Here is a 24093-nt window from a genome sequence, read left to right as displayed (position 1 = left end):
CCCATTTGCTGGGGGCGTCCGGCCCGGGCTTGGAGTCGTTTAAGCCGCGTGCAATTGAGCTTCCACACCGCGCAAACTGAGCTGCTTGAGGATGCGGTTCAGGATCACGCCGTACATGGGCAGGAAGAACAGCAGGCAGATCAGCAGCTTGAAGCTGTAGTCCACCAGCGCGATCTCCACCCAGTTGGCGGCCATGAAGGGATCGCTGCTCTTGTAGAAGGCGATGAAGAAGAAGGCCAGCGTGTCGCTGATATTGCCGAACAACATGGCCGAGGCGGGGGCGATCCACCAGGTTTTCAGCTGGCGCAGGCGGTTGAACACCTGCACGTCCAGCACCTGGCCCAGCGCGTAGGCGGCGAAGCTGGCGACGGCGATGCGGGCGACGAATACATTGAAGCTGGCCAGGGCCGACGCGCCTTGCCAGGCGCCCTGGTAGAACAGGGTGGAGATCAGGTAGGAGATCGCCAGGGCCGGCAGCATCGCCGCGAAAATGATGCGGCGGGCCAGCGGCGCGCCGAATACGCGCACGGTCAGATCGGTGGCCAGGAAAATAAAGGGAAAGGTGAACGCGCCCCAGGTGGTGTGGAAGCCGAACACGGTGATGGGCAATTGCACCAGGTAGTTGCTGGACGCGATGATGGCGATGTGGAACAAGGACAGCCACAGCAGCGCGGACAGCCGCTGTTGGCGGGTAAAGCTAAACATGATGTCGGCCTTTTTATTGGATTGGGGTGAGGGAACCCAATGCAGATTCGGTTGGCCCGGTCCGGCGAGGCTGGAACAGGGCAAGGGCGGAGATGATACGCGCCTGCGTCCGCCTTGGCAAAGGTATTTGACATTGCTAATCAGTCGCTTGAGAGCGAAAGGAGGGGGTATGTTGGCAGTTGTGCAGTCGGCTCCGGGCGGAGTCGACACCTTGCGTTTGGACGAGATCGCGCCGCCGGTTCGCGGCGCCGGCCAATTGCTGTTGCGAGTGATGGCGGCGGGCGTCAACCGCGCGGACCTGGCGCAACGCGCCGGGCAGTATCCGCCGCCGCCGGGCGCCAGCCCGATTCTGGGCCTGGAAGTGGCGGGCGTGGTGGAGGAGGCGGACGCGGATTCGCGTTTCCAGCCCGGCGATGCGGTGTTCGGCCTGATCGGCGGCGGAGCTTACGCCGAATACGCGCTGCTGGACGAGGCCTTGGCCATCGCCAAGCCGGACTGGCTGTCCTGGGTGGAGGCGGCCAGCCTGCCCGAGGCCTGGATGACGGCCTGGTTCAATCTGGTGGAAAAGGCCGGCTTGCAGGCCGGCGAGACCGTGCTGGTGCACGCCGGCGCCAGCGGCGTCGGCGCGGCGGCGATCCAGCTGGCCGGCCTGTTGGGCGCGCAGGCTTTCGCCAGCGCGGGCAGCGAGGAGAAGACCGGGTTCTGCCGCGAGCTGGGCGCGGCGCGGGTGTTCAACTACCGGCAAACGCCGGCCTTCGGTCCCATGGTCAAGGACTGGGGCGGCGTCGACGTGGTGCTGGACCCGGTGGGCGGGGCCTATCTGAACGACAATCTGTCGGCCTTGAAGCCGGATGGGCGGCTGGTCAATATCGGCCTGCTCGGCGGCGCCAAGGCGGAGTTGAACCTGGGCGCGCTGCTGATGAAGCGCATCGCCTTGATCGGCTCCACGCTGCGGCCGCAGCCGCTGGAGGTGAAGGCGCGCTTGGCGCGGGCTTTGGAAACCCGGATCTTGCCGGCGCTGGAGCAGGGCAGGCTGCGCCTGACGCTGGATTCCAGCTACCCCTTGGCCCAGGTGGCCGACGCGCATGCGTATGTCGAGGCCAATCGCAATCTGGGCAAGGTGGTGTTGACGCTGTTTCCGGTGCTGGCGGGGGCATAATCGGAGACGCTCGCGAGCGTCTCATGGCTGATTTTTTTTGGCGTGAGAGGGCATGACCTCAGTCCTCTTCCGCATCTTGCGGTCGCGGCGGCACCCACTCGCCGCCGCGCTGACCCACGCTGCGGTCGAACTTTTGCTGCCATTCCACCTTGCGGTCGTTCTCGATGTCGTAGCCCCAGCGCTTGAGGTAATTACCGTCCTTGTCGTAGCTGGTCCAGTTTTCGCCGGTGGTGACGAAGCTGATTAGCGTGGCGCGATAGACCTGGCCATCTTTTGCCCAGAGTTCGATATGGCGCTTGTCTTCCAGCGCATCCAGTTCCGGGCGCGGGAAGCCGGCGCTGCCGTCTGGCAGGACGCCGAGCAGATAGCGGCCATCGGTCTTGATGCCGAGGATTTTAAGGGGGATGTCGGCGGAGAAGGGTTCAAGCTTGGCCTGATAGTTGGCTTCGTGATCAGGTTTTTTTTTAACACCTTGCTCGGTGTAGATATCTAGCCAAGTACGCTTGCGGCCATCGGTTTTGACGTAGAAGCCGCGTAGCTCTTTGCGTTGGCCGTTGCTAGGCCAGTAGCTGTAGTAGGTTGCTCCAGTTCGTATCCGATGTACCCTCTCTGCGGAACGAATTCTGGCGACATGGATGTCGGCCTTGAGATAGGCTGGTTCACGTAAAGCCTGTTCTACCGTCAGCAGTCGGTTGATCTGACCGTCCGCATCCAGTCCGAAGAAATAGATGCCATTGACCTTGATGCCGAAGCGTGCGTAATCGATGGGGCCGGTATAAGGCTCACGCTTCCTGACATCCGCGCTACGGAGCGTGATCTTATGGTCACGATTGATCTTCATTATTGCTGCTGTACTATCACCTTCTTCGGTTTCGTTACCTACTTCAGCAGCTTCTGGAGTCAGTATTTCGCCTTTAAAGTAATCGCTGGAAAATATCCTCGGAGCGTGCCTGACGTAATACTCCGTGTCGGGCCTAATGGTTTTGCCATTGCTGTCGATGTTTTGTGGGATTGCCATGATGAATGCCTTAGTCAAAATGCCTTGCGAAGCGGGAAAACCGGCCAGAGCCGACACCACCAGCAGCGCGAGGCCAATGAGGAATGCCAGGAACAGATTCAAGCCGGAAGGCCGCCATCGCCTCATGGTGGACTCTTTGTTTGGCATGGGCCCTCAGTCCTCTTCCGCGTCTTGTGGCCGTGGCGGCACCCACTCGCCGCCGCGCTGACCCACGCTACGGTCGAACTTTTGCTGCCATTCCACCTCGCGGTCGTTCTCGATGTCGTAGCCCCAGCGCTTGAGGTAATTACCGTCCTTGTCGTAGCTGGTCCAGTTTTCGCCGGTGGTGACGAAGCTGATTAGCGTGGCGCGATAGACCTGGCCATCTTTTGCCCAGAGTTCGATATGGCGCTTGTCTTCCAGCGCATCCAGTTCTGGGCGCGGGAAACCGGCGCTGCCGTCTGGCAGGACGCTAAGCAGATAGCGGCCATCGGTCTTGATGCCGAGGATTTTAAGGGGGATGTCGGTGGGGAAGGTGGTGGTTAAAGCCTGAGATTTGATTTCATGGTCAGATTGGTAAACACCTTGCTCGGTATATGTGGCTAGCCAAGTATGTTTGTGACCATTTCCCTTTTGGCGAAACCCTGAAATTTCTTTAAGATTGCCACTGCTAGCCCAATAACTGAATCGGATTCGCCCTATTTGGGTGCGAGTAACCTTTTCTGCTGAACGGATTTCGGCAACAAAAATGTCCGCCTTGATATAGACCGGTTCCAATAGTGCCTGCTCTATAGTCAGCAGTCGGTTGATCTGGCCATCCGCATCTAGGCCGAAGAAATAGATGCCATTGACCTTGATGCCAAAGCGCTGATAGTCGATAGGGCCTGTATATGGCTCGCGCAGTCTGAGGCTAGGACTACGATAACTAATTTTATGATTGCGGTTAATCATTATTGACACGGTGCCGTCCTCACTATTTTCCGCAGCCTCTGGTGTTAGTATTTCTCCGTTGAAGTAGTCGCTGGAGAACACTCTTGGATATTGATGCCCGTAAAATTCGGTATTGGGGTGAATGATCTTGCCATTGCTGTCGATGTTTTGTGGGATTGCCATGATGAATGCCTTAGTCAAAATGCCTTGCGAAGCGGGAAAACCGGCCAGAGCCGACACCACCAGCAGCGTGAGGCCGATGAGGAATGCCAAAAACAGATTCAAGCCGGAAGGCCGCCATCGCCTCATGGCCGGATGCCTTGCTTGGCCAGCATGTCGAGGGCGCGCTGGGTATCCTGCTCCATCTTGGCGATGTAGTCGGGGCGGATCAGCCGGCGAACCGTATTGGGACCCGCTTGGGTCAGTGCGCCAGGACCACGGTTTAAGGCATCTTTGGCGGTGGCCAACGGATACTTGCCGTTGATCTTTTCAAAGTGGATGTCGGTATTGGGGTCGAGCAATTTGGCATCGACCAATTGGCAGTCATGCAATAGCCGCCAGATGAAGGTGTGACAGTTGTCCTCGTCGAAGCTGTCGAGGCGATAGCTCCAGCGGCCGCCATATTGTTTCTCGTAAGCGGCGGCGAAATCGCGGATTTGTTGGATGGTGGCTTCAACCGAGCGCTCATCGGAGGGGTAGAGCCGGAAATAGGGGTGGACGACACTGCGGGCTTTAGGGTTGCCATGGTTGGGGTCAGATGGAAAAGGTTGGCTGCCTATACCTTGTCCAGCCAGTTTTTCAAAATTTAGATTCCCGCGCCTTTTATCCGTAGCTCGCCTTTCATCTGAGTCGCCATTGATGCACCCTTCAACATCCCACATGGCCCCCAACATTTTGGGAGGAGACATGGCTTTGATATCTCTTGCCGGATACCAGCCGTAACTCTCCTTGATCTTGGGATCGTCGTGGGCGATCTCCACCCAGTAGTGGCCGGGGCCGAATTTGAAAATCTCTCCATCGTAGTTGTATGGACCTGGCTTCGACCACAGCGGGATGCGCTTGATCGTCACCCGGTCCAGCCGGGCTGGCGGCAGGCGCACTTCACTTTCGGCGATTGCCATCGCCTGGCTGGCGGCTTGGGTGATGCCATCGCCGCGAAACAGCGGGAATGATTGCCAATTGCTCATTGGGCGTCTCCTGAGTCGGTATCTAGCGTGATGTTGTGTAGCTGCTTGGCGTACCGCTCTTGATGGTGTCGCTGTAGCCATCCGCTTTGGTGACGCCGCGCAGCGGGCCGCCGTTGGGGGGAAGGTGGTGATGTCCGAGTGGGGCCGTGGATGGAGAGCCGCGGGTAGCGGTCCAGCAGGGAGGCGAGGTCGATGTCTTGCCGGGTGAAAGCGACGGGGATACCGGCGACGAAGGGCCGGCCCAGGGTTTCGTGCAGGGTGAAGGATTCGACCGACAGTAGTTCGGCCGACAGGTCAGCGATCTTCAGGTGGTAGTGCTGTTGTGGCGACATGGCGGCTTCTCCGGAGGATACGACGAAGAAGCTGAATACATTAACCCAGGGATCAATCCGGCCATATAGGATTTATCCTAAAATATGCCATCATGCTTTGTGGTTTAGAGATTCAAATCAAGACAATACGTAAGAGTGTATTCACGATCTTGCGAGCAAGAGAGACAAGGCGAAAGCCGTTGAGAAAGCGGAATCTACAAGGGGTGAATGAGCATTTAGAGAGAGGCGTCCATGCGAGCTCTCACAAAAAACGGCAGGGAATCCCCCGCCGTTTTTTAAGTCTGTTCAAAGCTCGCTGCGCGTTGTGAGCGCTACATGGTGAGCGCCGTTTCGAACTCCGACAAGCTTCAGCCGTGCATCCGGTTCAGCTGGCGCGCGATGATGTCATGGTTCAGCCACAGCACCGGGCCGGCGGGCGCGGCGGCTTCGTGGAACATCAGCGGACCGGTGGCGTCGATCACCAGGCTGCTCAGGTGGTCGGTGATCAAGGCCTTCTTGTCCTGATGCAGGTCCACGATGGCGTCGGAGGTGCCTATCATCACCTCGGCCAGTTCCGGGCTGTTCGGCATCGGCCAGGCTTCGAAATTGCGGAAGCCGCGCATCACCTCGCCGCTATTGAGCGTGTCTATCTTCTCCAGCACCTCTTCCAGTGTGTGGCCGTCCTGCAGCAGGGCGGCGCATGCCTGCCATTGCGCGTCGGCCCAGGCGCCGCCGTCCTCGCGCTTCAGCGCGCGCAGCAGCGCCAGCAGCGGCAGTTCCACGCCGACGAAGATGTCCGAGGAGTTGGTGCGGATTTCCGGGCAGTTGAACACCGTGGCCTTGACGCCTTGCTCCCAGGCGGCGCGGGCGACGTTTTCCAGGCGCATCTTGGCGTAGCCTTGGGTGTAGTTGGTATAGGTCTGCCACTGGTAGTCGCCGTCGATCAGGATCTCGGTGCCGTGGTAGCCGTAGGCGGTGTAGCGCACCTGGCCGCCGGCGGCTTCCAGCCGGCCGCGCAGCGCGGCGCTGCCGTCGATCAGGTGCTGGAAGGTGTTGGCGGTGACTTCGTCGAAGTTCTGCAGGATCAGCTTGCCCAGATCGCTGTCCAGCAGCGCCTGGGTGGACAGGAAGCGCTCGCCGCGGCCCTTGTAGACGCGGTTGGCGATGGCCAGGAACACCTTGGCCTTGGGAATGCCGCCGGCCATGGTGTGGGCGAAGAACACATTGCGGCCGTCGGCTATCATGCCGTCCAGCTGCGCCATCGCCTGGGCGACGCCGTCCTTGAAGCGCTGCACGCCGATTTGGCGGCATTGTTCGATGTGTTCCCAGTCCAGCTTGTCGTCCTGCCAGCTTTTCAGCGTCAGGGAGGCCAGCAGCTCGGTCGGCGTCGGCGCGCCGTCCTGGTCGAAGCCGGCCATCAGCGGCACATTGATCACGCGGCCGCCGAGGTTGGCTTCGGCCGCGGCCAGTTCTTCCTGGTTCAGCGGGCGCAACTGGTTGTTCTCGTCGCGGCGGCCCACGGTCATGCCGATGATGTCCATGCCGGCCTTGCGCGCTTCATTGATCAGGCCGTTGGCGTAGCCGCGGCCGAACAGTTCGCCGAACAGGACGAAGACGTCGCCGGGGCGGAACAGGGTGCTTTGCGGAAGCTGTCTCAGGGCGCTGGTTTGAGCCATGTCTTTATCTTTCTCGATGCGGACCGGCGCGGCGCGTGATGGCGGGGCCGGTCACTTGGATAGGTTTGGAGTGATTGCTCGGATCGGGGGCATTCTACCCGCGATCCGGTTTGGGGTGTTCAGTTGGACGGCAGCGGCGACAGCGCCTCTATCAAGGCCACTTCCTGCGCGTAGCTGAGCGCCTTCATCTTGGTCAGGAGTTTTTCGCCGTCCACTTTCCAGTGCTGGTCCAGTTCTTCCTCGATGATGCGCGCCTCCACCGCCAGCCACACGCCGCGGCAGGAGGCAGCGTCGTCGAAGCGCACGCCTTTTAGTACCTGGGCGATCAGGTGCAGTTCCGGATCGCTGAACTGGCGCGACAGCAGCGCTTGTTCGCGGCGCACGATCTCGGCGTAGCGGTCGCAGATCTGCTGTACCCGCGCGGCGTCGCCGTAATGGGCCGGCTCGTCGGCCGGAGCGCTCAGCGCGCCGTGCTGGAACCAGGCTTCCAGCGCCGGCTTCAACTGCGGCAGGTCTTCATGCCAGACCCGGGCCAGTTCTTCGCGGAAGCGGGCGTTGTCGGTGAAGGATAGTTCGTCGAAGGGCATGGCCGGAATCACGTTTTCGTCCAGCGCGCGCTTGCCCACCCAGATCTGGCCGTCTTCGTGGCGGCTGACCACGGCGCGCCAGACCGCCTGTTCCTCGGTGGCCAGGTTGTCGACGTGGATTTCGACATAGGGCGGGGCGATGTCCTGATCTTCTTCCTCGGTGACGAAGCGCAGCGTGATGTCGAACAGGCTGTGCTTGGCGATGTCCAGCAATTGCAGGCCGTCCTTGTGGCCAGCCAGCAGGTAGCGGTCGCCATCGTCGTAAACGGCCACGTCGTCTATGCCGGCGGCCGGCTTGATCAGTTGGGCGGACAGGGCGTCGGCCAGTTGGTTGGCATCGTTGTGCTGAACGGCGTAGCCGGTGCGGTAGGCTTCGTGTTCATGCCATAAGGCGTTCCAGTCGTACATGGAGCGTTTCCTCGTCGAAGTCGGTTTGCCGCGCAGTGTACGCAAAAGCCCAGCGCTTGTCGCCCGCTGGAATTTTTGGTATGGACAGTTTTTTGTGCTATTATCCAGCGATTTTTCTGTATCCATCCTCCTTCCTAAAATGACCCGACAAATTCGCAATATCGCCATCATCGCCCACGTCGACCATGGCAAGACCACGCTTGTAGACCAATTGCTGCGCCAATCCGGCACCTTCCGCGAGAACCAGCAAGTGGACGAGCGTGTAATGGACAGCAACGATCTTGAAAAAGAACGCGGCATTACCATTCTGGCCAAGAACACCGCCATCGAATACGAAGGCGTGCACATCAATATCGTCGACACTCCGGGACACGCCGACTTCGGCGGCGAAGTTGAGCGCGTGTTGGGCATGGTGGACGGCGTGCTGCTGCTGGTGGACGCCGTAGAAGGCCCGATGCCGCAAACCCGTTTCGTTACCAAGAAAGCGCTGGCGCTGGGTCTGCGCCCGATCGTGGTGATCAACAAGGTGGACCGTCCGGGCGCGCGTCCGGACTGGGTGGTGGATCAGACTTTCGACCTGTTCGACAAGCTGGGCGCGACTGACGAACAGCTGGACTTCCCGATCATCTACGCTTCCGGCCTGAACGGCTTCGCCAAGCTGGAGCTGGAGGAAGAGTCCGACAATATGCGCCCGCTGTTCGACACCGTGCTCAAGCACGTGCCGACCCCGCCGGGCAGCGCCGACGCGCCGCTGCAGCTGCAGATTTCCGCGCTGGATTACTCCACCTACACCGGCCGCCTGGGCGTGGGCCGCGTGCTGAACGGCCGCATCAAGCCGGGTCAGCAAGTGGTGGTGATGAACCACGACGATCAAGTGGCCACGGGCCGCATCAACCAGGTGCTGGGTTACCAGGGTCTGGACCGCGTGCCGGTTGAAGAAGCCGAAGCGGGCGACATCATCATCATCTCCGGCCTGGAAGACATCGGCATCGGCGTGACCATCTGCGACAAGGAGCAGCCGGTAGGCCTGCCCATGCTGTCCGTGGACGAGCCGACGCTGACCATGGACTTCATGGTGAACTCCTCGCCGCTGGCCGGCACCGAAGGCAAGTTCGTGACCTCGCGTCAAATCCGCGACCGTCTGACCAAGGAACTGCTGACCAATGTGGCGCTGCGCGTGGAAGACACCGGCGACTCCGACGTGTTCCGCGTATCCGGTCGTGGTGAATTGCACCTGACCATTCTGCTGGAAAACATGCGTCGCGAAGGCTTTGAAATGGCCGTGGCCAAGCCGCGCGTGGTGTTCAAGGAAATCGACGGCCAGAAGAGCGAGCCGTACGAGAACCTGACCATCGACCTGGAAGACGATCACCAGGGCGGCGTGATGGAAGAGATCGGTCGTCGCCGCGGCGAACTGACCAATATGGAATCCGACGGCAACGGCCGCACCCGCCTGGAATACCATATTCCGGCGCGCGGTCTGATCGGCTTCCAGTCCGACTTCATGACCATGACCCGCGGCACCGGCCTGATGAGCCATGTGTTCGACGACTACGCGCCGGTCAAGCCGGACATGCCGGGCCGTCACAACGGCGTGCTGATCTCGCAAGAGAATGGCGAGGCGGTGGCTTACGCGCTGTGGAAGCTGGAAGACCGCGGCCGCATGTTCGTGGCTCCGGGCGAGAAGCTGTACGAAGGCATGATCATCGGCATTCACAGCCGCGACAACGACCTGGTGGTGAACCCGGTCAAGGGCAAGCAGCTGACCAACGTGCGCGCCTCCGGCACCGATGAAGCCGTGCGTCTGACCACGCCGATCAAGCTGACGCTGGAATCCGCCGTTGAATTCATCGACGACGACGAGCTGGTGGAAATCACGCCGAAGTCCATCCGCATCCGCAAGCGTTACCTGAACGAATCGGATCGTCGCAAGATGGCCAAGGCCAACGCCGCGTCCTGATCGACGCCGGTCTGACAAAAACCGCCGTACCCTTGATGGGGCGGCGGTTTTTTTATGTCTTGGAGTGTGTGCTCGCCGTGCGGTGCTTCACGAGGCGCGGCGGGCATTGAGCGGGTTCTTAGAGCCTGTTCAAAGTCTCGCGAGCAAGAGCGAGACAAGGCGAAAACGAGCGAAAAAGCGGAATGTACACGTGGTACATGAGCACTGAGTTCGGTTTCAACGCCGTATCGCTGAAGCGCAGCGGACTTTGAGTAAGCTCTTAGTCGCTTAAGGCGTTCAGCCGTCGCCGACAGGCGTCCGCCTCGACCAGGATGCGTTCGAACAGCTCGGCCACGCTGGGCGCGTCGTCGATCAGGCCCTGAGCCTGGCCGATCAGCTGCACGCCCTTGTCGAGGTCGCCGTCCTCTATCGCCAGGCGGATGGACTCGGTGGCGGCGCCGAATTGCGCCAGCTGGCGCAGCGCTTGCGGCTGGCTCAGCAGGCCGCCCAGCACCACTTTGGCGATGGGCATGTCCAGCTTGCGCGCGGCGGCGCTGGCGCGCCAGGCGGCGGCGAGCAAGCTTAGCGGCTTGCGCGTGGCCTGGCGGGCGGCCGGGGTGTCCATCACCCGGCACCACAGGCCGTCGAAATTCTTGGAATACAAGGTGTCGGCCACGCCGCGTTGACGGATCATCTCCTTGGTGCGCTGGTGTACCGGGCTTTCCCGGCTCATCGCCAGTCGCGTGCCCATGGCCACGGCGTCGGCGCCCAGCGCCAGCGCGGCGATCAGGCCCCGGCCGTCGGCAAAGCCGCCTGCGGCGATGATGGGCAGTTCGCAGACCTTGCGGATGGCCGGAATCAGCGTCAGCGAGGTGACGGCGCCGCCGTGGGCGGCGGCCTCGTGGCCGGTGACCAGCAGGGCGTCGGCGCCGGACGTCTGCGCCGAGCGCGCGTGCTTCTCCGTCACCACGGTGGCGATGACCTTGCCGCCGTAGGCGTGGGCGCGTTCAATCAGCCAATCCCCCTTGCCCAGGGAAAAATTGATTACCGGCACGCGTTCTTCCAGCGCGACCATGGCGTTTTCCTTGGCGCCGGGCATCATCAGCGTGCAGCCGACGCCGAAGGGGGCGTCGCTCAGCTCGCGCACGCGGCGGATGGCTTGTCGCGTCAGCTCCGGCGTCAGCGGGCCGGTGGCGAGTATGCCCAGGCCGCCGGCGTTGCCGACGGCGGCCACCAGTTCCGGGGTGGCGATATAGCTCATGCCGGGGCAGATCAGCGGGCGCTGGATGCCGAGCAGGCGGGTGATGGCGGTTTGCATGGGGCGGGGCTCGCTTTACAATGTCTGTCGGTCTGGGGTTGGCGGGCGTAGCGGGTTTGACCCGGCGCTGTCATTGTTGTCGGCTTTGCCGGAAAATTCAAACGATTGTTTAAATATGTTGCTGATCGTGTTGCTGGGCTGGCTCTATGTGGTGCTGATGCTGGCGGTGGCGCAGCACAGCGTGCTGGCTTCGCTGTCCACCGTGTTCTTTCTGGGCGTGCTGCCCACCTTCTTTGTGGCGCGGATGACGCGGCGCAAGCTGCGCCGTCAGCGGGAAAAAGCCCGCGAGGCGCGCGAGGAGGCTTGAGCGCTCCGCCGTCCGGTGTTAGAATCCCGCGTCCCTTGCCATCCTGGCGGGGGAAAATCATCTATTACGCACATCCGCGCCAAAGGGTGCCTCGTTTCGGGGTTGTCTGCGCGGATGGAGGCTTAACCCTTTAAGGAGTTTTTGCATGTCCACCAACGTTACCATGCGTCAAATGCTTGAGGCCGGCGTTCACTTCGGCCACCAAACCCGCTTCTGGAACCCGAAGATGGCCAAGTACATCTTCGGCAGCCGCAACAAGATTCACATCATCAACCTGGAAAAGACTCTGCCGCTGTTCGTAGAAGCCCAGGACTATGTGCGTCGTCTGGCCGCCAACAAAGGTTCCATCATGTTCGTGGGCACCAAGCGTCAGGCTCGTGAGATCGTACGTGAAGAAGCTGCCCGTTGCGGCATGCCGTTTGTTGACCACCGCTGGCTGGGCGGCATGCTGACCAACTACAAGACCGTGAAGCAGTCGATCAAGCGTCTTGAAGAGAAGCGCGCCATTCTGGAATCCGCTGGCGATACCGGTTACAACAAGAAAGAACTGCTGGACCTGCAACGCGAAGTCGACAAGCTGGAGCGTTCGCTGGGCGGCATCAAGGATATGAAGGGCCTGCCGGACGCCATCTTCGTTATCGACACTGGTTACCAGAAGGGCACCATCGTGGAAGCCAAGAAACTGGGTATCCCGGTTATCGGCGTTGTTGACACCAACAACACCCCGGACGGCATCGATTACGTGATCCCGGGCAACGACGACTCCAGCCGCGCCATCCGCCTGTACGCTCGCGGCATGGCCGACGCGGTGCTGGAAGGCCGCGCCCAGTCTCTGCACGAGATCGTGGCTGCTGAATCGGCTCAAGCCGAGTAAGCAGACGAAAAGGGGCGTAAGCCCCTTTTTTTAGACCCACGTAATCAAAATCATTCAGGAGTACGAAGTATGGCGGACATTACCGCAAAAATGGTTTCGGATCTGCGCGCGGCCACCGGCCTCGGCATGATGGAATGCAAGAAAGCCCTGGTGGAAGCCGAAGGCGACGCCGCCAAGGCTGAAGAGATTCTGCGCATCAAGTCCGGCAACAAGGCTTCCAAGATGGCTGGCCGCGTGGCTGCCGAAGGCATCATCGGTTCCTTCGTTGAGGGCGGCGTTGGCGCCCTGGTGGAAGTCAACTGTGAAACCGACTTCGTTGCCAAGGACCCGACCTTCCTGGCCCTGGCCGCCGCCGCCGCCAAGGCTGTGGTCGTAGCCAACCCGGCCGACGTGGAAGCGCTGTCCGCCGTGGAAATCGACGGCCAGTCCGTTGAAGACATCCGCAAGGCCGCCATCGCCAAGCTGGGCGAGAACATGACCATCCGTCGTTTCGTTCGCTACCAGACCGAAGGCGCGATCGCCACCTACCTGCACGGCGCCAAGATCGGCGTGATCGTCGACTTCGCCGGCGAAGAGCAAGTGGGCAAGGACGTGGCCATGCACATCGCCGCTTCCAAGCCGATCTGCGTGTCCAAGGATCAGGTTTCCGCCGACATCCTGGAACAAGAGCGCAAGATCTACACCGCTCAGGCCGCCGAATCCGGCAAGCCGGCCGACATCGTCGCCAAGATGGTTGAAGGCCGCGTCAACAAGTTCCTGGCCGAAGTGACCCTGATGGGCCAACCCTTCGTCAAGAACCCGGACCAGACCGTGGAAAAACTGTTGGCCGAGAAGAAAGCCTCGGTCAAGGCGTTCGCCATGTTCGTAGTGGGCGAAGGCATTGAGAAGAAAGTAGTAGACTACGCCGCTGAAGTGGCTGCAGCCGCCAAGCTGTAAGCGCCCAGTCGCGAGACGTATTGACGGCACCCTGCCTGCAGGGTGCCGTTTTGCAAACTGAAAACCGAATATCCAGCCAAACCGAGGTTACCATGAGCCAAGTTCCTGCCTATAAACGCATCCTGCTGAAACTTTCAGGCGAGGCCCTGATGGGCGATGACAGCTATGGCATCAACCGTGCCACGATCGAGCAGATCGTCGGTCAGATCAAGGAAGTCGTGGAGCTTGGCGTGGAAGTGGGCGTGGTGATCGGCGGCGGCAACATCTTCCGCGGCGTTGCGCCGGCGGCCGCGGGCATGGATCGCGCCACCGCGGACTACATGGGCATGATGGCCACGGTGATGAACGCGCTGGCGTTGAAGGACGCGATGACCAAGGCTGGGTTGATCGCGCGCGTGCAGTCGGCGCTGACCATGCAGCAGATCGCCGAGCCCTATGTGCGCGGCAAGGCGATGCAATACCTGGAAGAGGGCAAGGTGGTGATCTTCGCCGCCGGCACCGGCAACCCCTTCTTCACCACGGACACCGCCGCGGCGCTGCGCGGCATGGAAATGAACGTGGACATCATGCTGAAAGCCACCAAGGTGGACGGAGTGTACACCGACGATCCGAAAAAGAACCCGGACGCGATACGTTACCAGACCCTGACCTTCGACGAGGCGATCTCGCGCAACCTGAAGGTGATGGACGCCACCGCCTTCGCGCTGTGCCGCGACCAGAACCTGAACATCAAGGTGTTCAGCATCTTCAAGAGCGGCGCGCTGACCCGGGTCGTGCTTGGCGAAGACGAAGGCACGCTGGTACACTGCTGAGTTTGAAAATTGCTGAAGGCGAAAGCGGCAATGGCCGTTTTCGCCTTGTCTTTTTAAGTTTCGATTTGGAGTGGACATGATTAACGACATCAAGAAATCGGCCGAGCAGAAAATGCAGAAGTCGCTGGACGCGTTCAAGACCGACCTGAGCAAGGTGCGCACCGGTCGCGCCCATACCGGCATTCTTGATCATGTCATGGTGGACTACTATGGCAGCGACGTGCCCATCAGCCAGGTGGCCAACGTGACCTTGGTGGACGCGCGCACTATCGGCGTGCAACCCTGGGAAAAGCCGATGCTGGCCAAGATCGAAAAAGCGATCCGCGACTCCGACCTGGGCCTGAACCCGGCTTCCATGGGCGAGATCATCCGCGTGCCGATGCCGATGCTGACCGAAGAGCGCCGCAAGGATCTGATCAAGGTCGTGCGCGGCGAGGCCGAGGGCGCGCGCGTGGCCGTGCGCAATATCCGCCGCGACGCCAACAACGAATTCAAGAACCTGCTTAAAGACAAGGCCATTACCGAGGACGACGAGCGTCGCGGCCAGGATGAGATCCAGAAGCTGACCGACAAGTACACCGTCGAAATCGACAAGGCCCTGGCCGCCAAGGAAGCCGACCTGATGGCCGTCTAAGGAGCGCCGTACCTTGTTTGCAAGCTCTACCAAGGATGTGCCGGAGGTGCGTTCCGTGCCTCGGCATATCGCCATCATCATGGATGGCAACGGCCGCTGGGCCAAAAAGCGTTTTCTGCCGCGGGTGGCCGGCCACAAGCGGGGCCTGGACACCGTGCGCGAGATCGTCGGAGCCTGCAAGGAACTGGGCGTCGAATGCCTGACCCTGTTCGCCTTCTCCACCGAGAACTGGCGGCGTCCGCAGGAGGAAGTGTCCTTTCTGATGGACCTGTTCATCCGCGCGCTGGAACACGAGGTCAGCAAGCTGCACAGCAATAATATCCGCTTGCGGGTATTGGGTTCGCGCGAGCGTTTCAGCGCGGACTTGCAGGAGCGCATCCTGCGCGCCGAGGAAAAGACCGCTGGCAACGACGGTCTGGCCTTGAACATCGCCGCCGACTACGGCGGCCGCTGGGACATCCTCAACGCGGTCAACGGCCTGATCGCCGAGGGCGCCACCCATATCGAGGAGGAGGCGCTGAGCCAGCGCCTGTCGATGCCGTGGGCGCCGGAGCCGGATTTGTTCATCCGCACCGGCGGCGAACAGCGCATCAGCAACTTTCTGCTGTGGCAGCTGGCTTATTCCGAGCTCTACTTCACCGAGACGCTGTGGCCGGACTTCGACCGCGCGGCGCTGGAAACCGCCATTGATTCTTACCAATGCCGCGAGCGCCGCTTCGGACGCACCAGCGAGCAACTGCCCGAGCATCTGCGTCGGGACGGGCGCTAAGCCATGCTGCTGACACGCGTTCTGACGGCTCTGGTCTTGCTGCCCCTGATGTTGGCGGCGCTGTTTCTGTTCCCGGCCGAGGCCTGGGCGGGCTTCTCCTGGCTGATCGTCGTTTTGGCCATGTGGGAGTTCAGCCGGATGGCCGGCATGACCGGCGCCGGCAAATGGCTGTATCTGGCGGCGAGCAGCGGCCTGGCCGCGGCCGCCTGGTTCGGCCATTACCGGCTGGGCCCGCTTGAGCACGTTCTGACGCTGGGTTTCTGGCTGCTGCTGGTGCCGTGCTGGCTGGCCAAGCGCTGGCGCATTCCCCCGGGCCCGTTGGCCTGGCTGCTGGGTTGGCTGCTGATGCTGCCGGCCTGGTTCGCCTTCCTGGAATGGCGGCCGCAGCCTGGCGCGGCGGACGCCTTCGCCCTGCTGGCGGTGATGGGCCTGGTGTGGGTGGCGGACATCGCCGCCTACTTTTCCGGCAAGGCTTTCGGCCGGCGCAAGCTGGCGCCGTCCATCAGCCCGGGCAAGAGCTGGGAGGGCGTCTACGGCGGCGTGATCTGCGTGGCGCTGTACGTGGCGCTGGTGGACCATCTGGGCTGGATAGACACCGGCTTGCCGGTGTGGGCGCTGCTGTTGCTGGCCTTGCCGCTGACCGCGGTCAGCGTGATGGGCGATCTGCTGGAATCCTGGTTCAAGCGCGCGTCGGGCATCAAGGACAGCAGCCGCTTGCTGCCCGGCCACGGCGGCGTGTACGACCGCATCGACAGTCTTATCGCCGTCCTCGCCGTCAGCAACGCGCTGCGCGTTCTGGGCGGCATGTAACCGCAGGAAACTCAAATGACGAAACCGCAAGGGATTGTCGTTCTCGGCGCCACCGGCAGCGTGGGCGTCAATACGCTGGACGTGGTGGCGCGCCACCCCGAGCATTACCGGGTGGTGGCGCTGACCGGCAACCGCCAGGTGGATCGCCTGTTCCAACAGGCTTTGCAATTCCGGCCTGCCTACGTGGTGACCGGCGACGCCGCGTCCGCCGACGCTCTGCGCGTCCGGCTGGCCGAGGCGGGGGTGAACGCCGAGGTGCTGCACGGCCCGGCCGCGCTGGTCCAGGTGGCGGCGTTGCCGGAGGCCGAGGTGGTGATGGCCGCCATCGTAGGCGCCGCCGGTCTGCCGTCCGCCATGGCGGCGGCGCGCGCCGGCAAGCGCATCTTGCTGGCCAACAAGGAATCCCTGGTGGTGGCCGGCCGTCTGTTCATGGACGCGGCGCGCCGCCACGGCGCGACCCTGCTGCCGGTGGACAGCGAGCACAGCGCCATCTTTCAATCGCTGCCCCACGACTACGCCGGCAATCTGGACGCCGCCGGCATCCGCAAAATCATTCTCACCGCTTCCGGCGGCCCCTTCCGTCAGTCCTCGGCCGAAGACTTGCTGCGCGTGACTCCGGACGACGCCTGCCGCCACCCCAATTGGGTGATGGGGCGCAAGATTTCCGTCGATTCCGCCTCGCTGATGAACAAGGGCCTGGAGGTGATCGAGGCGCACTGGCTGTTCTCCGCGCCGCCGGAGCGCATCGACGTGGTGGTGCATCCGCAAAGCGTGATTCATTCCATGGTGCAGTATCGCGATGGCTCGGTGATGGCCCAGCTGGGTTCGCCGGACATGCGCACGCCCATCGCCTGCGCGCTGGCCTGGCCGGAGCGCATCGAGGCGGGCGTGGGTTCGCTGGACTTTTTCTCGCTGTCCAACCTCACTTTCGAGGCGCCGGACCTGGAGCGCTTCCCCTGTCTGAAGCTGGCTTTCGACGTGCTGCGCCTGGGCGGCGACGCGCCGGCGGTGCTGAACGCGGCCAACGAGGTGGCGGTGGACGCCTTCCTGCATGGGCGGCTGCGTTTCGTCGACATCCCCGCCGTGGTGTCCGCCGCGCTGGACGGTGTCAGCCTGGCGGGCAGCGGCTCGGTCGAGGCCTTGCTGGCCAAGGATGAGGAAGCGCGCGCCTTCGCGCTGCAGCGGGTGGCCGCATGCTGACCCTGCTCGCCTTCCTGGTGGCCATCGGCGTGCTGGTGACCTTCCACGAACTGGGCCACTACTGGGTGGCCCGCTGGTGCGGCGTTAAGGTGCTGCGGTTTTCCATCGGCTTCGGCAAGCCGCTGTGGACTTACTGGCGCAAGGGCACCGAGTGGGTGATCTGTCCGATTCCGCTGGGCGGCTATGTGCGCATGCTGGACGAGCGCGAAGGCCCGGTGACGGAAGAACTGCGCCCGCAGGCCTTCAATAATCAGCATGTGTTGAAGCGCATCGCCATCGTCGCCGCCGGCCCGCTGGCCAATCTCTTGCTGGCGGTGCTGCTGTACTGGGTGGTGATGGGCCAGGGCGTGACCCAGGTCAAGCCTCTGGTCGGCACCGTGGTGGCGCAGACGCCGGCCGCGGCGGCCGGCTTCGCGCCCGGCGACCGCATCCTGAGCGTGGCCGGCCAGCCGGTGGCCAACTGGCAGCAGATCCGTCTCGCCCTGGTGGAGGCGGCGATGTCGCCGGATGCCACTGTGGTGCAAGTGGAAACCGCGGCCGGGGCCAAGGCCGATCGCCGCATCGACCCTGCCCGCTTCGGCGACAAGGCGGTGACCGCGATGCAACAGGGCAACACCGGCCTGACGCCGGGGCGTTTCCTGCCGGTGATAGGCGCGCTGGAGGAGGGCGGCGCCGCGCAAAGCGCCGGCCTCAAGCCGGGCGACAAGCTGCTGGCGCTCAACGGCCAGGCGCTGAACAGTTGGGAAGGCTGGGTGGCGCAGGTGCGCAACAGCCCGGGGCGCGATCTGGACGTGAAAGTCCAGCGCGGCGCGGAGACGCTGAACATCAAAGTGCGGCCGCAGGCGCACCAGCAGGACGGCGAAGTGGTGGGGCGCATCGGCGCCGCGCCGCAGCCGGACGCCGGCTGGGGTCGTCAGTTGCTGTACACCGAACACTATTCCGCGGTGCAGGCGGGTTTGGCCGCCTTGGCCAAGACCTGGGACACCAGCTGGATGAGCGTCAAGTTCATGGGACGCATGTTGATGGGCCAGGCCTCGCTGGATAATCTGTCCGGCCCGCTGACCATCGCCAACGTCGCCGGCCAGACCGCGCGCGAGGGCCTGACGCCTTATCTGGAGTTCCTGGCGCTGATCAGCATCAGCATAGGCGTGCTGAATCTGCTGCCGATTCCAGTTCTGGATGGCGGGCACTTAATGTATTATGTCGCGGAGTTGATCAGAGGCCGCCCCGTCAGTGAGCGGGCGCAATTGTTCGGACAAAAAATTGGCTTCATCTTGCTGGCGTCTTTGATGGCGTTCGCTTTGCTGAATGATTTCAGCCGCCTATTTGGGGGTTAAAACCGATCTATGAAATTGAAATTGCTTGCAGCAGCCGTACTGGGCCTGACTTCGGCCTCCATGGCCTGGGCTGCTGATCCTTTTGTCATCAAAGACATTCGCGTTGAAGGCTTGCAGCGCACCGAGCCCGGCACCGTATTCAACTATCTGCCGGTCAAGGTGGGCGACACCTTCAATGACCAGAAGGCCAACGAGGCGATCAAGGCCCTGTTCGCCACCGGCTTCTTCAACGATGTGCGCATCGAATCGCGCGACAGCGTGGTGATCGTGGCCGTGGCCGAGCGCCCGGTGGTCAGCCAGCTCAACATCAACGGCGCCAAGGAGTTCAGCAAGGACCAGCTGAAAAAGGCCTTGAAGGACAACGGCTTCGCCGAATCGCTGATCTTCGATCAGGCGCTGCTGGACGGCGCGGTGCAGGAACTCAAGCGCCAGTATTACAGCCGCGGCAAGTACTCGGTGGAAGTGACCCCGTCGGTGACCAAGCTGGAACGCAACCGCGTGGCGGTGACGCTGGACATCAACGAGGGCGTGACCGCGCGCATCAAGGAAATCCGCATCGTCGGCGCCAGCGCCTTCAAGCAGTCCGACCTGGTGGACCAGTTCAGCCTGACCACCGGCGGCTGGCTGTCCTGGGTGACCAAGGACGACCAGTACTCCAAGCAGAAACTGACCGGCGATCTGGAAAAGCTCAAGGCCTTCTATCAGAACCAGGGCTATCTGGAATTCAACATCGACTCTACCCAGGTGTCGATCAGCGCCGACAAGCAGGATATGTTCCTGACGGTGAATATTCACGAAGGCAAGAAATTCACCATCTCCGACATCAAGCTGGCCGGCGACCTCAAAGTGCCGGAAGCCGATCTGCGCAAGCTGATCCAGGCCAAGGCCGGGGACACTTTCAACAATGAAAGAATCACCGAGTCGGTGAAGTCGCTGAGCGACCGCCTGGGCCAGGCCGGCTACGCCTTCGCCAACGTCAACGTGCTGCCCGACATCGACCACGACAAACAGACCGTGGCCTTCACCTTCTTCGTGGATCCGGGCCGCAAGACCTATGTGCGCCGCGTCAACATCGCCGGCAACACCAAGACCCGTGACGAAGTGATCCGCCGCGAACTGCGCCAGCTGGAAGGCGCGCCTTACGGCGCCGACAAGATCAAGCGCAGCAAGGAGCGCGTGGAGCTGCTGGGTTATTTCGAGGACGTCAACATCGAAACCCCGGCGGTGCCGGACGCCGCCGACCAGGTGGATATGAACATCAGCCTGAAGGAACGCTCCACGGGCAGCGTGTCCGCCGGCATCGGCTTCGTGCAGGGCGAGGGCGTGCAATTGTCCGCCAACCTGTCGCAGAGCAATATTTTCGGCTCCGGCAAGTATATGTCGCTGGGCCTGTCCACCGGTAAGGTGAACAAGAACCTGTCGCTGTCCTTCACCGATCCGTACTTCACGCCGGACGGCGTCAGCCTGGGCTACGACCTGTACAACCGCGTCTACAACCCGGACGCCACCAATATTTCCGCGTACAAGACCAGCACCATCGGCGGCGCGGTGCGCTTCGGGGTGCCGGTGACCGAGTACGACCGCATCAACTTCAGCATCGGCGCGGAAAACACCAAGATCAGCACCTACGACAACAGTCCGCAGCGTTACAAGGACTTCGTCAACCAGTACGGCGCCAGCAACAACACGCTGCTGGGCACCATCAGCTGGGGCCGCGACACCCGCGACAGCGCGCTGTGGCCGACGCGCGGCGCGGTGATCAAGGTGGGCGCGGACGCCGGCCTGCCGGGCGGCGATCTGCAGTACTACCGCCTGACCCATCAGCAGACCTGGTTCTTCCCGCTGACCAAGACCTTCACGCTGATGCTGAACGGCGAGCTGGGCTATGCCGACGGCTACGGCAAGACTTCGCGTCTGCCGTTCTTCCAGAACTTCTACATGGGCGGTCTGGGCTCGGTGCGCGGTTACGACACCAGCAGTATCGGCCCGCGCGACACCAACGGCGACTACCTGGGCGGTACCCGCAAGGCGGTGGCCAACGCTGAAGTGCTGTTCCCCTTCCCGGGAATGAAGGACAATAAGTCGGTGCGCACCAGCCTGTTCTTCGACGCCGGCACCTTGTGGGATCCGTCGGTGGCCGGCAGTTCCGCCGGCGACGGCATGCGCTACTCCGCAGGCGTGGCGTTGACCTGGCTGTCTCCGATCGGACCGATGAAATTCAGTATCGCCAATCCGCTGAAGAAGAAGGACAACGACAAAGTCCAGCGCTTCCAATTCCAGCTGGGTACCGTGTTCTAAAATTGACGGGGTTGTTATATGAAAGCATTGCAATGGGCGGCCGTGCTCTTATCCATGGCCGCCATGTCGGCCCAGGCGGCCGATCTCAAAATGGGCTATGTCAACACCGAGCGCATCTATCGCGAAGCGGCGCCGGCGATCGCTATCCAGAAACGTCTGGACAAGGAGTTCTCCGAGCGGCGCAACGAGCTGAAGAAGATGGAGGCGCGCGCCAAGGAGCTGGAGTCCCAACTGGCCAAGAGCAGCTTGAATTCCGACGACCGCAAGCGCTACGAGCGTGAATACGCGGCCTTGGACCGGGATTACCGGGCCAAGGGCCGCGAGCTGTCCGAAGACTTCAATCAGCGCCGCAACGAGGAGTTCGCTTCGGTGCAGGAGCGGGCCAATCGCGCGCTCAAGCAGCTGGCCGAGCGCGAGCAGTACGACCTGATCCTGCAAGACGTGGTGTATGTGAACCCCAAGTACGACCTGACGCCCAAGGTTCTGAAAGAACTGGACCGCTGAAGGCAGGGCGGGGCGGCGCAAGGGCCGTTCCGAATGCGCGCGGCCATGGCCGCGCGCCAACTCACATTACGGGAGCAAGCCGACCCCAGGTCGGCTTTCGTTTTTGATGGCTTATACCCTCTCATTCATTACCGGGCAGCTGGGCGGCGAACTGGCCGGCCCGGACCTGACGGTGGGCCGCCTGGCGCCGCTGGAAGCGGCCGCGGCCGGCGACATCGCCTTTCTGGCCAATCCCAAGTATCGCAAGCAGCTGGACGATAGCGGCGCCAGCGCGGTGATCGTCGCGCCCAAGATGGCGGAAGAGCTGGCGCAGACCGAGGTCTGGAAGCAGCGCTCCTGGATCGTCGCCGCGGACCCTTATCTCTACTTCGCGCGGCTGGCCGCGCTATTCCACCCGCAGCCGCTGGCCCGCGCCGGCGTGCATCCCAGCGCGGTGCTGGGCGAGGGCGCGCGGGTGGCGGCCAGCGCGGAGGTGCGCGAGCACGTCAGCATCGGCCGCAACGCGGTCATCGGCGAGCGCTGCCGGCTGATGCCGGGCGTGGTGGTGGGCGACGACTGCGTGCTGGGCGACGACGTGGTCTTGTATCCCAACGTCACGCTTTATCACGGCTGCGTGCTGGGCCACCGCGTGGGCGTGCACTCCGGCAGCGTGATCGGCGCCGACGGCTTCGGCCTGGCCTGGGATAAGGATCACTGGTTCAAAATTCCGCAAACCGGCCGCGTCATCATTGAGGACGACGTGGAAATCGGCGCCAACACCACGGTGGACCGCGGCGCGATGGCGGACACCGTGATCCGCAAGGGCGCCAAGGTGGATAATCTGGTGCAGATCGCCCATAACGTGCAGATCGGCGAGCATTCCGCCATCGCCGGCTGCGTCGGCATCGCCGGCAGCGCCAAGATCGGCGCTTATTGCACCGTGGGCGGCGCGGCGATGTTTGTCGGCCACATCGAGATTACGGACAAAACCCATATCGGCGGCGGCACCCTGGTGTCGAAGTCGATCAAGACGCCGGGCACCTACGCCTCGTCTTACCCTTTGCAACCTATGAAAGAGTGGCTGGCCAACGCCGTGCACGTCCGTCATCTGGACGATATGGCCAAGCGGCTCAAGCAGCTCGAGCGCGAGCTCAAAGAAATGAAGAATCAGGAGGAATCCCCCAATGTCTGAACACGCCGTCACCATCGATGTCCGCGAGATCATGCGCTATCTGCCGCATCGCTATCCTTTCCTGCTGGTGGACCGTGTCACCGAGTTCGAGGAAAACAAGCGCATCAAGGCGCTGAAGAACGTCACCATCAACGAGCCGTTCTTCGTCGGCCACTTCGAGCAATACCCGGTGATGCCGGGCGTGCTGATCATCGAGGCGATGGCCCAGGCCGCCGGCATCCTGGCCATCCGCAGCCAGGGCGAGCGCGCCGAGAACGAGCTGTATTTCTTCGTCGGCATCGACAACGCCCGCTTCAAGCGCCAAGTGGTGCCGGGCGACCAGCTGACCTTCGAAGTGGAACTGATCACCAGCAAGCGCGGCATCGGCAAGTATTCCGCCCGCGCGCTGGTGGATGGCCAACTGGCTTGCGAAGCCGAAATCATGTGCGCCAAGCGCGAGGTGTGATCATGGCCATCCATCCAACCGCCATCGTCGACCCCAAGGCTCAGATCGCCGACGACGTGGAAATCGGCCCTTACACCATTATCGGCCCCAACGTCAGCATCGGCAGCGGCAGCTGGGTGGGCCCTCACGTGGTGATCGAGGGCCACACCGCCATCGGCAAGAACAACCGCATCTTCCAGTTCTGTTCGCTGGGCGCCCAGCCGCAGGACAAGAAGTACGCCGGCGAGCCGACCCGTCTGGAAATCGGCGACAACAACACCATTCGCGAATTCTGCACCTTCAACACCGGCACCGCCCAGGACGCGGGCGTGACCCGCGTCGGCAACGACAACTGGGTGATGGCCTATGTGCACGTCGCACATGACTGCCAGGTGGGCAATAACGTGATTCTGGCCAACAACGCCACGCTGGCCGGCCATGTGCAGCTGGGCGACTGGGTGATTCTGGGCGGCTTCACCAGCGTGCACCAGTTCGCCATCATCGGCGAGCACGCGATGACCGCCTTCGCCAGCGCCGTGGCCCAGGACGTGCCGCCTTTCGTCACCGCCCACGGCAACCGCGCGGTGCCCTCGGGCATCAACGCCGAAGGCATGAAGCGCCGCGGCTTCAGCGCCGAGCAGATCCGCCGCGTGCGGGGCGCCTACAAGACGCTGTACCGTCAGGGCCTGTCCTTCGAGGACGCCAAGGCCGCCATCCTGGCGGAAGCCGCCGCCGGCCACGATGAACTGGCTCCGTTCACCCGCTTTTTTGGCCAGTCCGCCAGAGGCATCATTCGCTGA

The 24093-nt window shown here is 62.4% G+C and carries 24 protein-coding genes; 16 read left to right on the top strand and 8 right to left on the bottom strand.

The genetic code is table 11. The features are described from left to right. Nucleotides 1-39: 39 nt before the first annotated feature. Nucleotides 40-705: a 7-cyano-7-deazaguanine/7-aminomethyl-7-deazaguanine transporter gene (locus QUG03_RS20320; RefSeq protein WP_107799126.1), complete on the bottom strand. Its 666-nt coding sequence runs from the start codon at nucleotides 703-705 to the stop codon at nucleotides 40-42. A gap of 169 nt (nucleotides 706-874) precedes the next feature. Between QUG03_RS20320 and QUG03_RS20315 the strand changes: the two genes are divergently transcribed. Then, nucleotides 875-1864, top strand: a complete 990-nt coding sequence (locus QUG03_RS20315; protein ID WP_500820813.1) for an NAD(P)H-quinone oxidoreductase — start codon at nucleotides 875-877, stop codon at nucleotides 1862-1864. A 58-nt stretch (nucleotides 1865-1922) separates the two neighbouring features. Here the strand turns inward: QUG03_RS20315 and QUG03_RS20310 are convergent, their stop codons facing one another. From QUG03_RS20310 to QUG03_RS20285, 6 genes are all read right to left on the bottom strand, one after another. Beyond that, nucleotides 1923-3029, bottom strand: coding sequence for a hypothetical protein (locus QUG03_RS20310; RefSeq protein ID WP_500820812.1), 1107 nt, complete (start codon nucleotides 3027-3029; stop codon nucleotides 1923-1925). 6 nt (nucleotides 3030-3035) lie between these two features. Beyond that, nucleotides 3036-4076: a hypothetical protein gene (locus QUG03_RS20305; protein WP_500820811.1), complete on the bottom strand. Its 1041-nt coding sequence runs from the start codon at nucleotides 4074-4076 to the stop codon at nucleotides 3036-3038. A gap of 20 nt (nucleotides 4077-4096) precedes the next feature. After that, nucleotides 4097-4978, bottom strand: a complete 882-nt coding sequence (locus QUG03_RS20300) for a hypothetical protein (protein WP_500820810.1) — start codon at nucleotides 4976-4978, stop codon at nucleotides 4097-4099. Then, entirely contained in the window at nucleotides 4975-5310 is a 336-nt protein-coding gene (locus tag QUG03_RS20295) for a hypothetical protein (protein ID WP_500820809.1), read from the bottom strand. The genes QUG03_RS20300 and QUG03_RS20295 overlap by 4 nt, the downstream gene beginning before the upstream one ends. 347 nt (nucleotides 5311-5657) lie before the next feature. Continuing rightward, nucleotides 5658-6965 (bottom strand): enoyl ACP reductase FabMG family protein, encoded by a 1308-nt coding sequence (locus QUG03_RS20290; protein WP_500820808.1) that lies wholly within the window; start codon nucleotides 6963-6965, stop codon nucleotides 5658-5660. Between the two features lie 119 nt (nucleotides 6966-7084). Beyond that, entirely contained in the window at nucleotides 7085-7960 is an 876-nt protein-coding gene (locus QUG03_RS20285) for a hypothetical protein (protein ID WP_500820807.1), read from the bottom strand. Between the two features lie 139 nt (nucleotides 7961-8099). Between QUG03_RS20285 and typA the strand changes: the two genes are divergently transcribed. Next, complete coding sequence (gene typA, locus QUG03_RS20280) at nucleotides 8100-9920, top strand: translational GTPase TypA (RefSeq protein ID WP_107799121.1); 1821 nt, start codon at nucleotides 8100-8102, stop codon at nucleotides 9918-9920. A 259-nt stretch (nucleotides 9921-10179) separates the two neighbouring features. Here the strand turns inward: typA and QUG03_RS20275 are convergent, their stop codons facing one another. After that, complete coding sequence (locus QUG03_RS20275) at nucleotides 10180-11217, bottom strand: NAD(P)H-dependent flavin oxidoreductase (RefSeq protein WP_500820806.1); 1038 nt, start codon at nucleotides 11215-11217, stop codon at nucleotides 10180-10182. A 115-nt stretch (nucleotides 11218-11332) separates the two neighbouring features. On the opposite strand from QUG03_RS20275, the gene QUG03_RS20270 reads away from it, so the two are divergent. From QUG03_RS20270 to lpxA, 14 genes are all read left to right on the top strand, one after another. Further along, nucleotides 11333-11524 (top strand): hypothetical protein, encoded by a 192-nt coding sequence (locus tag QUG03_RS20270; RefSeq protein WP_107799119.1) that lies wholly within the window; start codon nucleotides 11333-11335, stop codon nucleotides 11522-11524. A 145-nt stretch (nucleotides 11525-11669) separates the two neighbouring features. Further along, a complete protein-coding gene (gene rpsB, locus QUG03_RS20265; protein WP_107799118.1) occupies nucleotides 11670-12398 on the top strand; it encodes a 30S ribosomal protein S2 in 729 nt (242 codons plus the stop codon). A gap of 69 nt (nucleotides 12399-12467) precedes the next feature. Further along, entirely contained in the window at nucleotides 12468-13334 is an 867-nt protein-coding gene (gene tsf / locus QUG03_RS20260; RefSeq protein WP_107799117.1) for a translation elongation factor Ts, read from the top strand. A gap of 92 nt (nucleotides 13335-13426) precedes the next feature. After that, complete coding sequence (pyrH, locus tag QUG03_RS20255) at nucleotides 13427-14146, top strand: UMP kinase (RefSeq protein ID WP_048412252.1); 720 nt, start codon at nucleotides 13427-13429, stop codon at nucleotides 14144-14146. 76 nt (nucleotides 14147-14222) lie between these two features. Continuing rightward, complete coding sequence (frr, locus tag QUG03_RS20250; protein ID WP_107799116.1) at nucleotides 14223-14780, top strand: ribosome recycling factor; 558 nt, start codon at nucleotides 14223-14225, stop codon at nucleotides 14778-14780. A 79-nt stretch (nucleotides 14781-14859) separates the two neighbouring features. Further along, nucleotides 14860-15549: a polyprenyl diphosphate synthase gene (uppS, locus tag QUG03_RS20245; protein ID WP_233246784.1), complete on the top strand. Its 690-nt coding sequence runs from the start codon at nucleotides 14860-14862 to the stop codon at nucleotides 15547-15549. 3 nt (nucleotides 15550-15552) lie between these two features. Continuing rightward, nucleotides 15553-16359 (top strand): phosphatidate cytidylyltransferase, encoded by an 807-nt coding sequence (locus QUG03_RS20240; protein WP_107799114.1) that lies wholly within the window; start codon nucleotides 15553-15555, stop codon nucleotides 16357-16359. 15 nt (nucleotides 16360-16374) lie between these two features. Then, nucleotides 16375-17559 (top strand): 1-deoxy-D-xylulose-5-phosphate reductoisomerase, encoded by a 1185-nt coding sequence (gene ispC, locus QUG03_RS20235; RefSeq protein WP_500820805.1) that lies wholly within the window; start codon nucleotides 16375-16377, stop codon nucleotides 17557-17559. After that, nucleotides 17553-18896 carry an RIP metalloprotease RseP gene (gene rseP / locus QUG03_RS20230; RefSeq protein ID WP_500820804.1) on the top strand — a complete coding sequence of 448 codons (1344 nt, stop codon included), beginning with the start codon at nucleotides 17553-17555 and terminating at the stop codon, nucleotides 18894-18896. Before ispC ends, rseP begins: the two co-directional genes overlap by 7 nt. 9 nt (nucleotides 18897-18905) lie before the next feature. Further along, complete coding sequence (gene bamA, locus QUG03_RS20225; protein ID WP_107799111.1) at nucleotides 18906-21194, top strand: outer membrane protein assembly factor BamA; 2289 nt, start codon at nucleotides 18906-18908, stop codon at nucleotides 21192-21194. Between the two features lie 18 nt (nucleotides 21195-21212). Further along, nucleotides 21213-21698, top strand: coding sequence for an OmpH/Skp family outer membrane protein (locus QUG03_RS20220; protein ID WP_107799110.1), 486 nt, complete (start codon nucleotides 21213-21215; stop codon nucleotides 21696-21698). Nucleotides 21699-21804: 106 nt separating this feature from the next. Beyond that, nucleotides 21805-22869 (top strand): UDP-3-O-(3-hydroxymyristoyl)glucosamine N-acyltransferase, encoded by a 1065-nt coding sequence (lpxD, locus tag QUG03_RS20215; protein WP_253315392.1) that lies wholly within the window; start codon nucleotides 21805-21807, stop codon nucleotides 22867-22869. Further along, nucleotides 22862-23314 (top strand): 3-hydroxyacyl-ACP dehydratase FabZ, encoded by a 453-nt coding sequence (gene fabZ, locus QUG03_RS20210; RefSeq protein WP_019100286.1) that lies wholly within the window; start codon nucleotides 22862-22864, stop codon nucleotides 23312-23314. The genes lpxD and fabZ overlap by 8 nt, the downstream gene beginning before the upstream one ends. 2 nt (nucleotides 23315-23316) lie before the next feature. Then, nucleotides 23317-24093: an acyl-ACP--UDP-N-acetylglucosamine O-acyltransferase gene (gene lpxA, locus QUG03_RS20205; protein ID WP_235089212.1), complete on the top strand. Its 777-nt coding sequence runs from the start codon at nucleotides 23317-23319 to the stop codon at nucleotides 24091-24093.

The organism is Chromobacterium sp. CCUG 30098 (genome assembly GCF_059916605.1).
Note: the sequence above shows the minus strand (reverse complement) of the source record. Positions and strands in the feature narration are given on the sequence as shown.

What these genes read in the sequence shown, in the direction of transcription:
- QUG03_RS20320 (WP_107799126.1), bottom strand. Translation starts at nt 705, where the DNA reads ATGTTTAGCTTTACCCGCCAACAGCGGCTGTCCGCGCTGCTGTGGCTG.
- QUG03_RS20315 (WP_500820813.1), top strand. Translation starts at nt 875, where the DNA reads ATGTTGGCAGTTGTGCAGTCGGCTCCGGGCGGAGTCGACACCTTGCGT.
- QUG03_RS20310 (WP_500820812.1), bottom strand. Translation starts at nt 3,029, where the DNA reads ATGCCAAACAAAGAGTCCACCATGAGGCGATGGCGGCCTTCCGGCTTG.
- QUG03_RS20300 (WP_500820810.1), bottom strand. Translation starts at nt 4,978, where the DNA reads ATGAGCAATTGGCAATCATTCCCGCTGTTTCGCGGCGATGGCATCACC.
- QUG03_RS20295 (WP_500820809.1), bottom strand. Translation starts at nt 5,310, where the DNA reads ATGTCGCCACAACAGCACTACCACCTGAAGATCGCTGACCTGTCGGCC.
- QUG03_RS20290 (WP_500820808.1), bottom strand. Translation starts at nt 6,965, where the DNA reads ATGGCTCAAACCAGCGCCCTGAGACAGCTTCCGCAAAGCACCCTGTTC.
- QUG03_RS20285 (WP_500820807.1), bottom strand. Translation starts at nt 7,960, where the DNA reads ATGTACGACTGGAACGCCTTATGGCATGAACACGAAGCCTACCGCACC.
- typA (WP_107799121.1), top strand. Translation starts at nt 8,100, where the DNA reads ATGACCCGACAAATTCGCAATATCGCCATCATCGCCCACGTCGACCAT.
- QUG03_RS20275 (WP_500820806.1), bottom strand. Translation starts at nt 11,217, where the DNA reads ATGCAAACCGCCATCACCCGCCTGCTCGGCATCCAGCGCCCGCTGATC.
- QUG03_RS20270 (WP_107799119.1), top strand. Translation starts at nt 11,333, where the DNA reads ATGTTGCTGATCGTGTTGCTGGGCTGGCTCTATGTGGTGCTGATGCTG.
- rpsB (WP_107799118.1), top strand. Translation starts at nt 11,670, where the DNA reads ATGTCCACCAACGTTACCATGCGTCAAATGCTTGAGGCCGGCGTTCAC.
- tsf (WP_107799117.1), top strand. Translation starts at nt 12,468, where the DNA reads ATGGCGGACATTACCGCAAAAATGGTTTCGGATCTGCGCGCGGCCACC.
- pyrH (WP_048412252.1), top strand. Translation starts at nt 13,427, where the DNA reads ATGAGCCAAGTTCCTGCCTATAAACGCATCCTGCTGAAACTTTCAGGC.
- frr (WP_107799116.1), top strand. Translation starts at nt 14,223, where the DNA reads ATGATTAACGACATCAAGAAATCGGCCGAGCAGAAAATGCAGAAGTCG.
- uppS (WP_233246784.1), top strand. Translation starts at nt 14,860, where the DNA reads ATGGATGGCAACGGCCGCTGGGCCAAAAAGCGTTTTCTGCCGCGGGTG.
- QUG03_RS20240 (WP_107799114.1), top strand. Translation starts at nt 15,553, where the DNA reads ATGCTGCTGACACGCGTTCTGACGGCTCTGGTCTTGCTGCCCCTGATG.
- ispC (WP_500820805.1), top strand. Translation starts at nt 16,375, where the DNA reads ATGACGAAACCGCAAGGGATTGTCGTTCTCGGCGCCACCGGCAGCGTG.
- rseP (WP_500820804.1), top strand. Translation starts at nt 17,553, where the DNA reads ATGCTGACCCTGCTCGCCTTCCTGGTGGCCATCGGCGTGCTGGTGACC.
- bamA (WP_107799111.1), top strand. Translation starts at nt 18,906, where the DNA reads ATGAAATTGAAATTGCTTGCAGCAGCCGTACTGGGCCTGACTTCGGCC.
- QUG03_RS20220 (WP_107799110.1), top strand. Translation starts at nt 21,213, where the DNA reads ATGAAAGCATTGCAATGGGCGGCCGTGCTCTTATCCATGGCCGCCATG.
- lpxD (WP_253315392.1), top strand. Translation starts at nt 21,805, where the DNA reads ATGGCTTATACCCTCTCATTCATTACCGGGCAGCTGGGCGGCGAACTG.
- fabZ (WP_019100286.1), top strand. Translation starts at nt 22,862, where the DNA reads ATGTCTGAACACGCCGTCACCATCGATGTCCGCGAGATCATGCGCTAT.
- lpxA (WP_235089212.1), top strand. Translation starts at nt 23,317, where the DNA reads ATGGCCATCCATCCAACCGCCATCGTCGACCCCAAGGCTCAGATCGCC.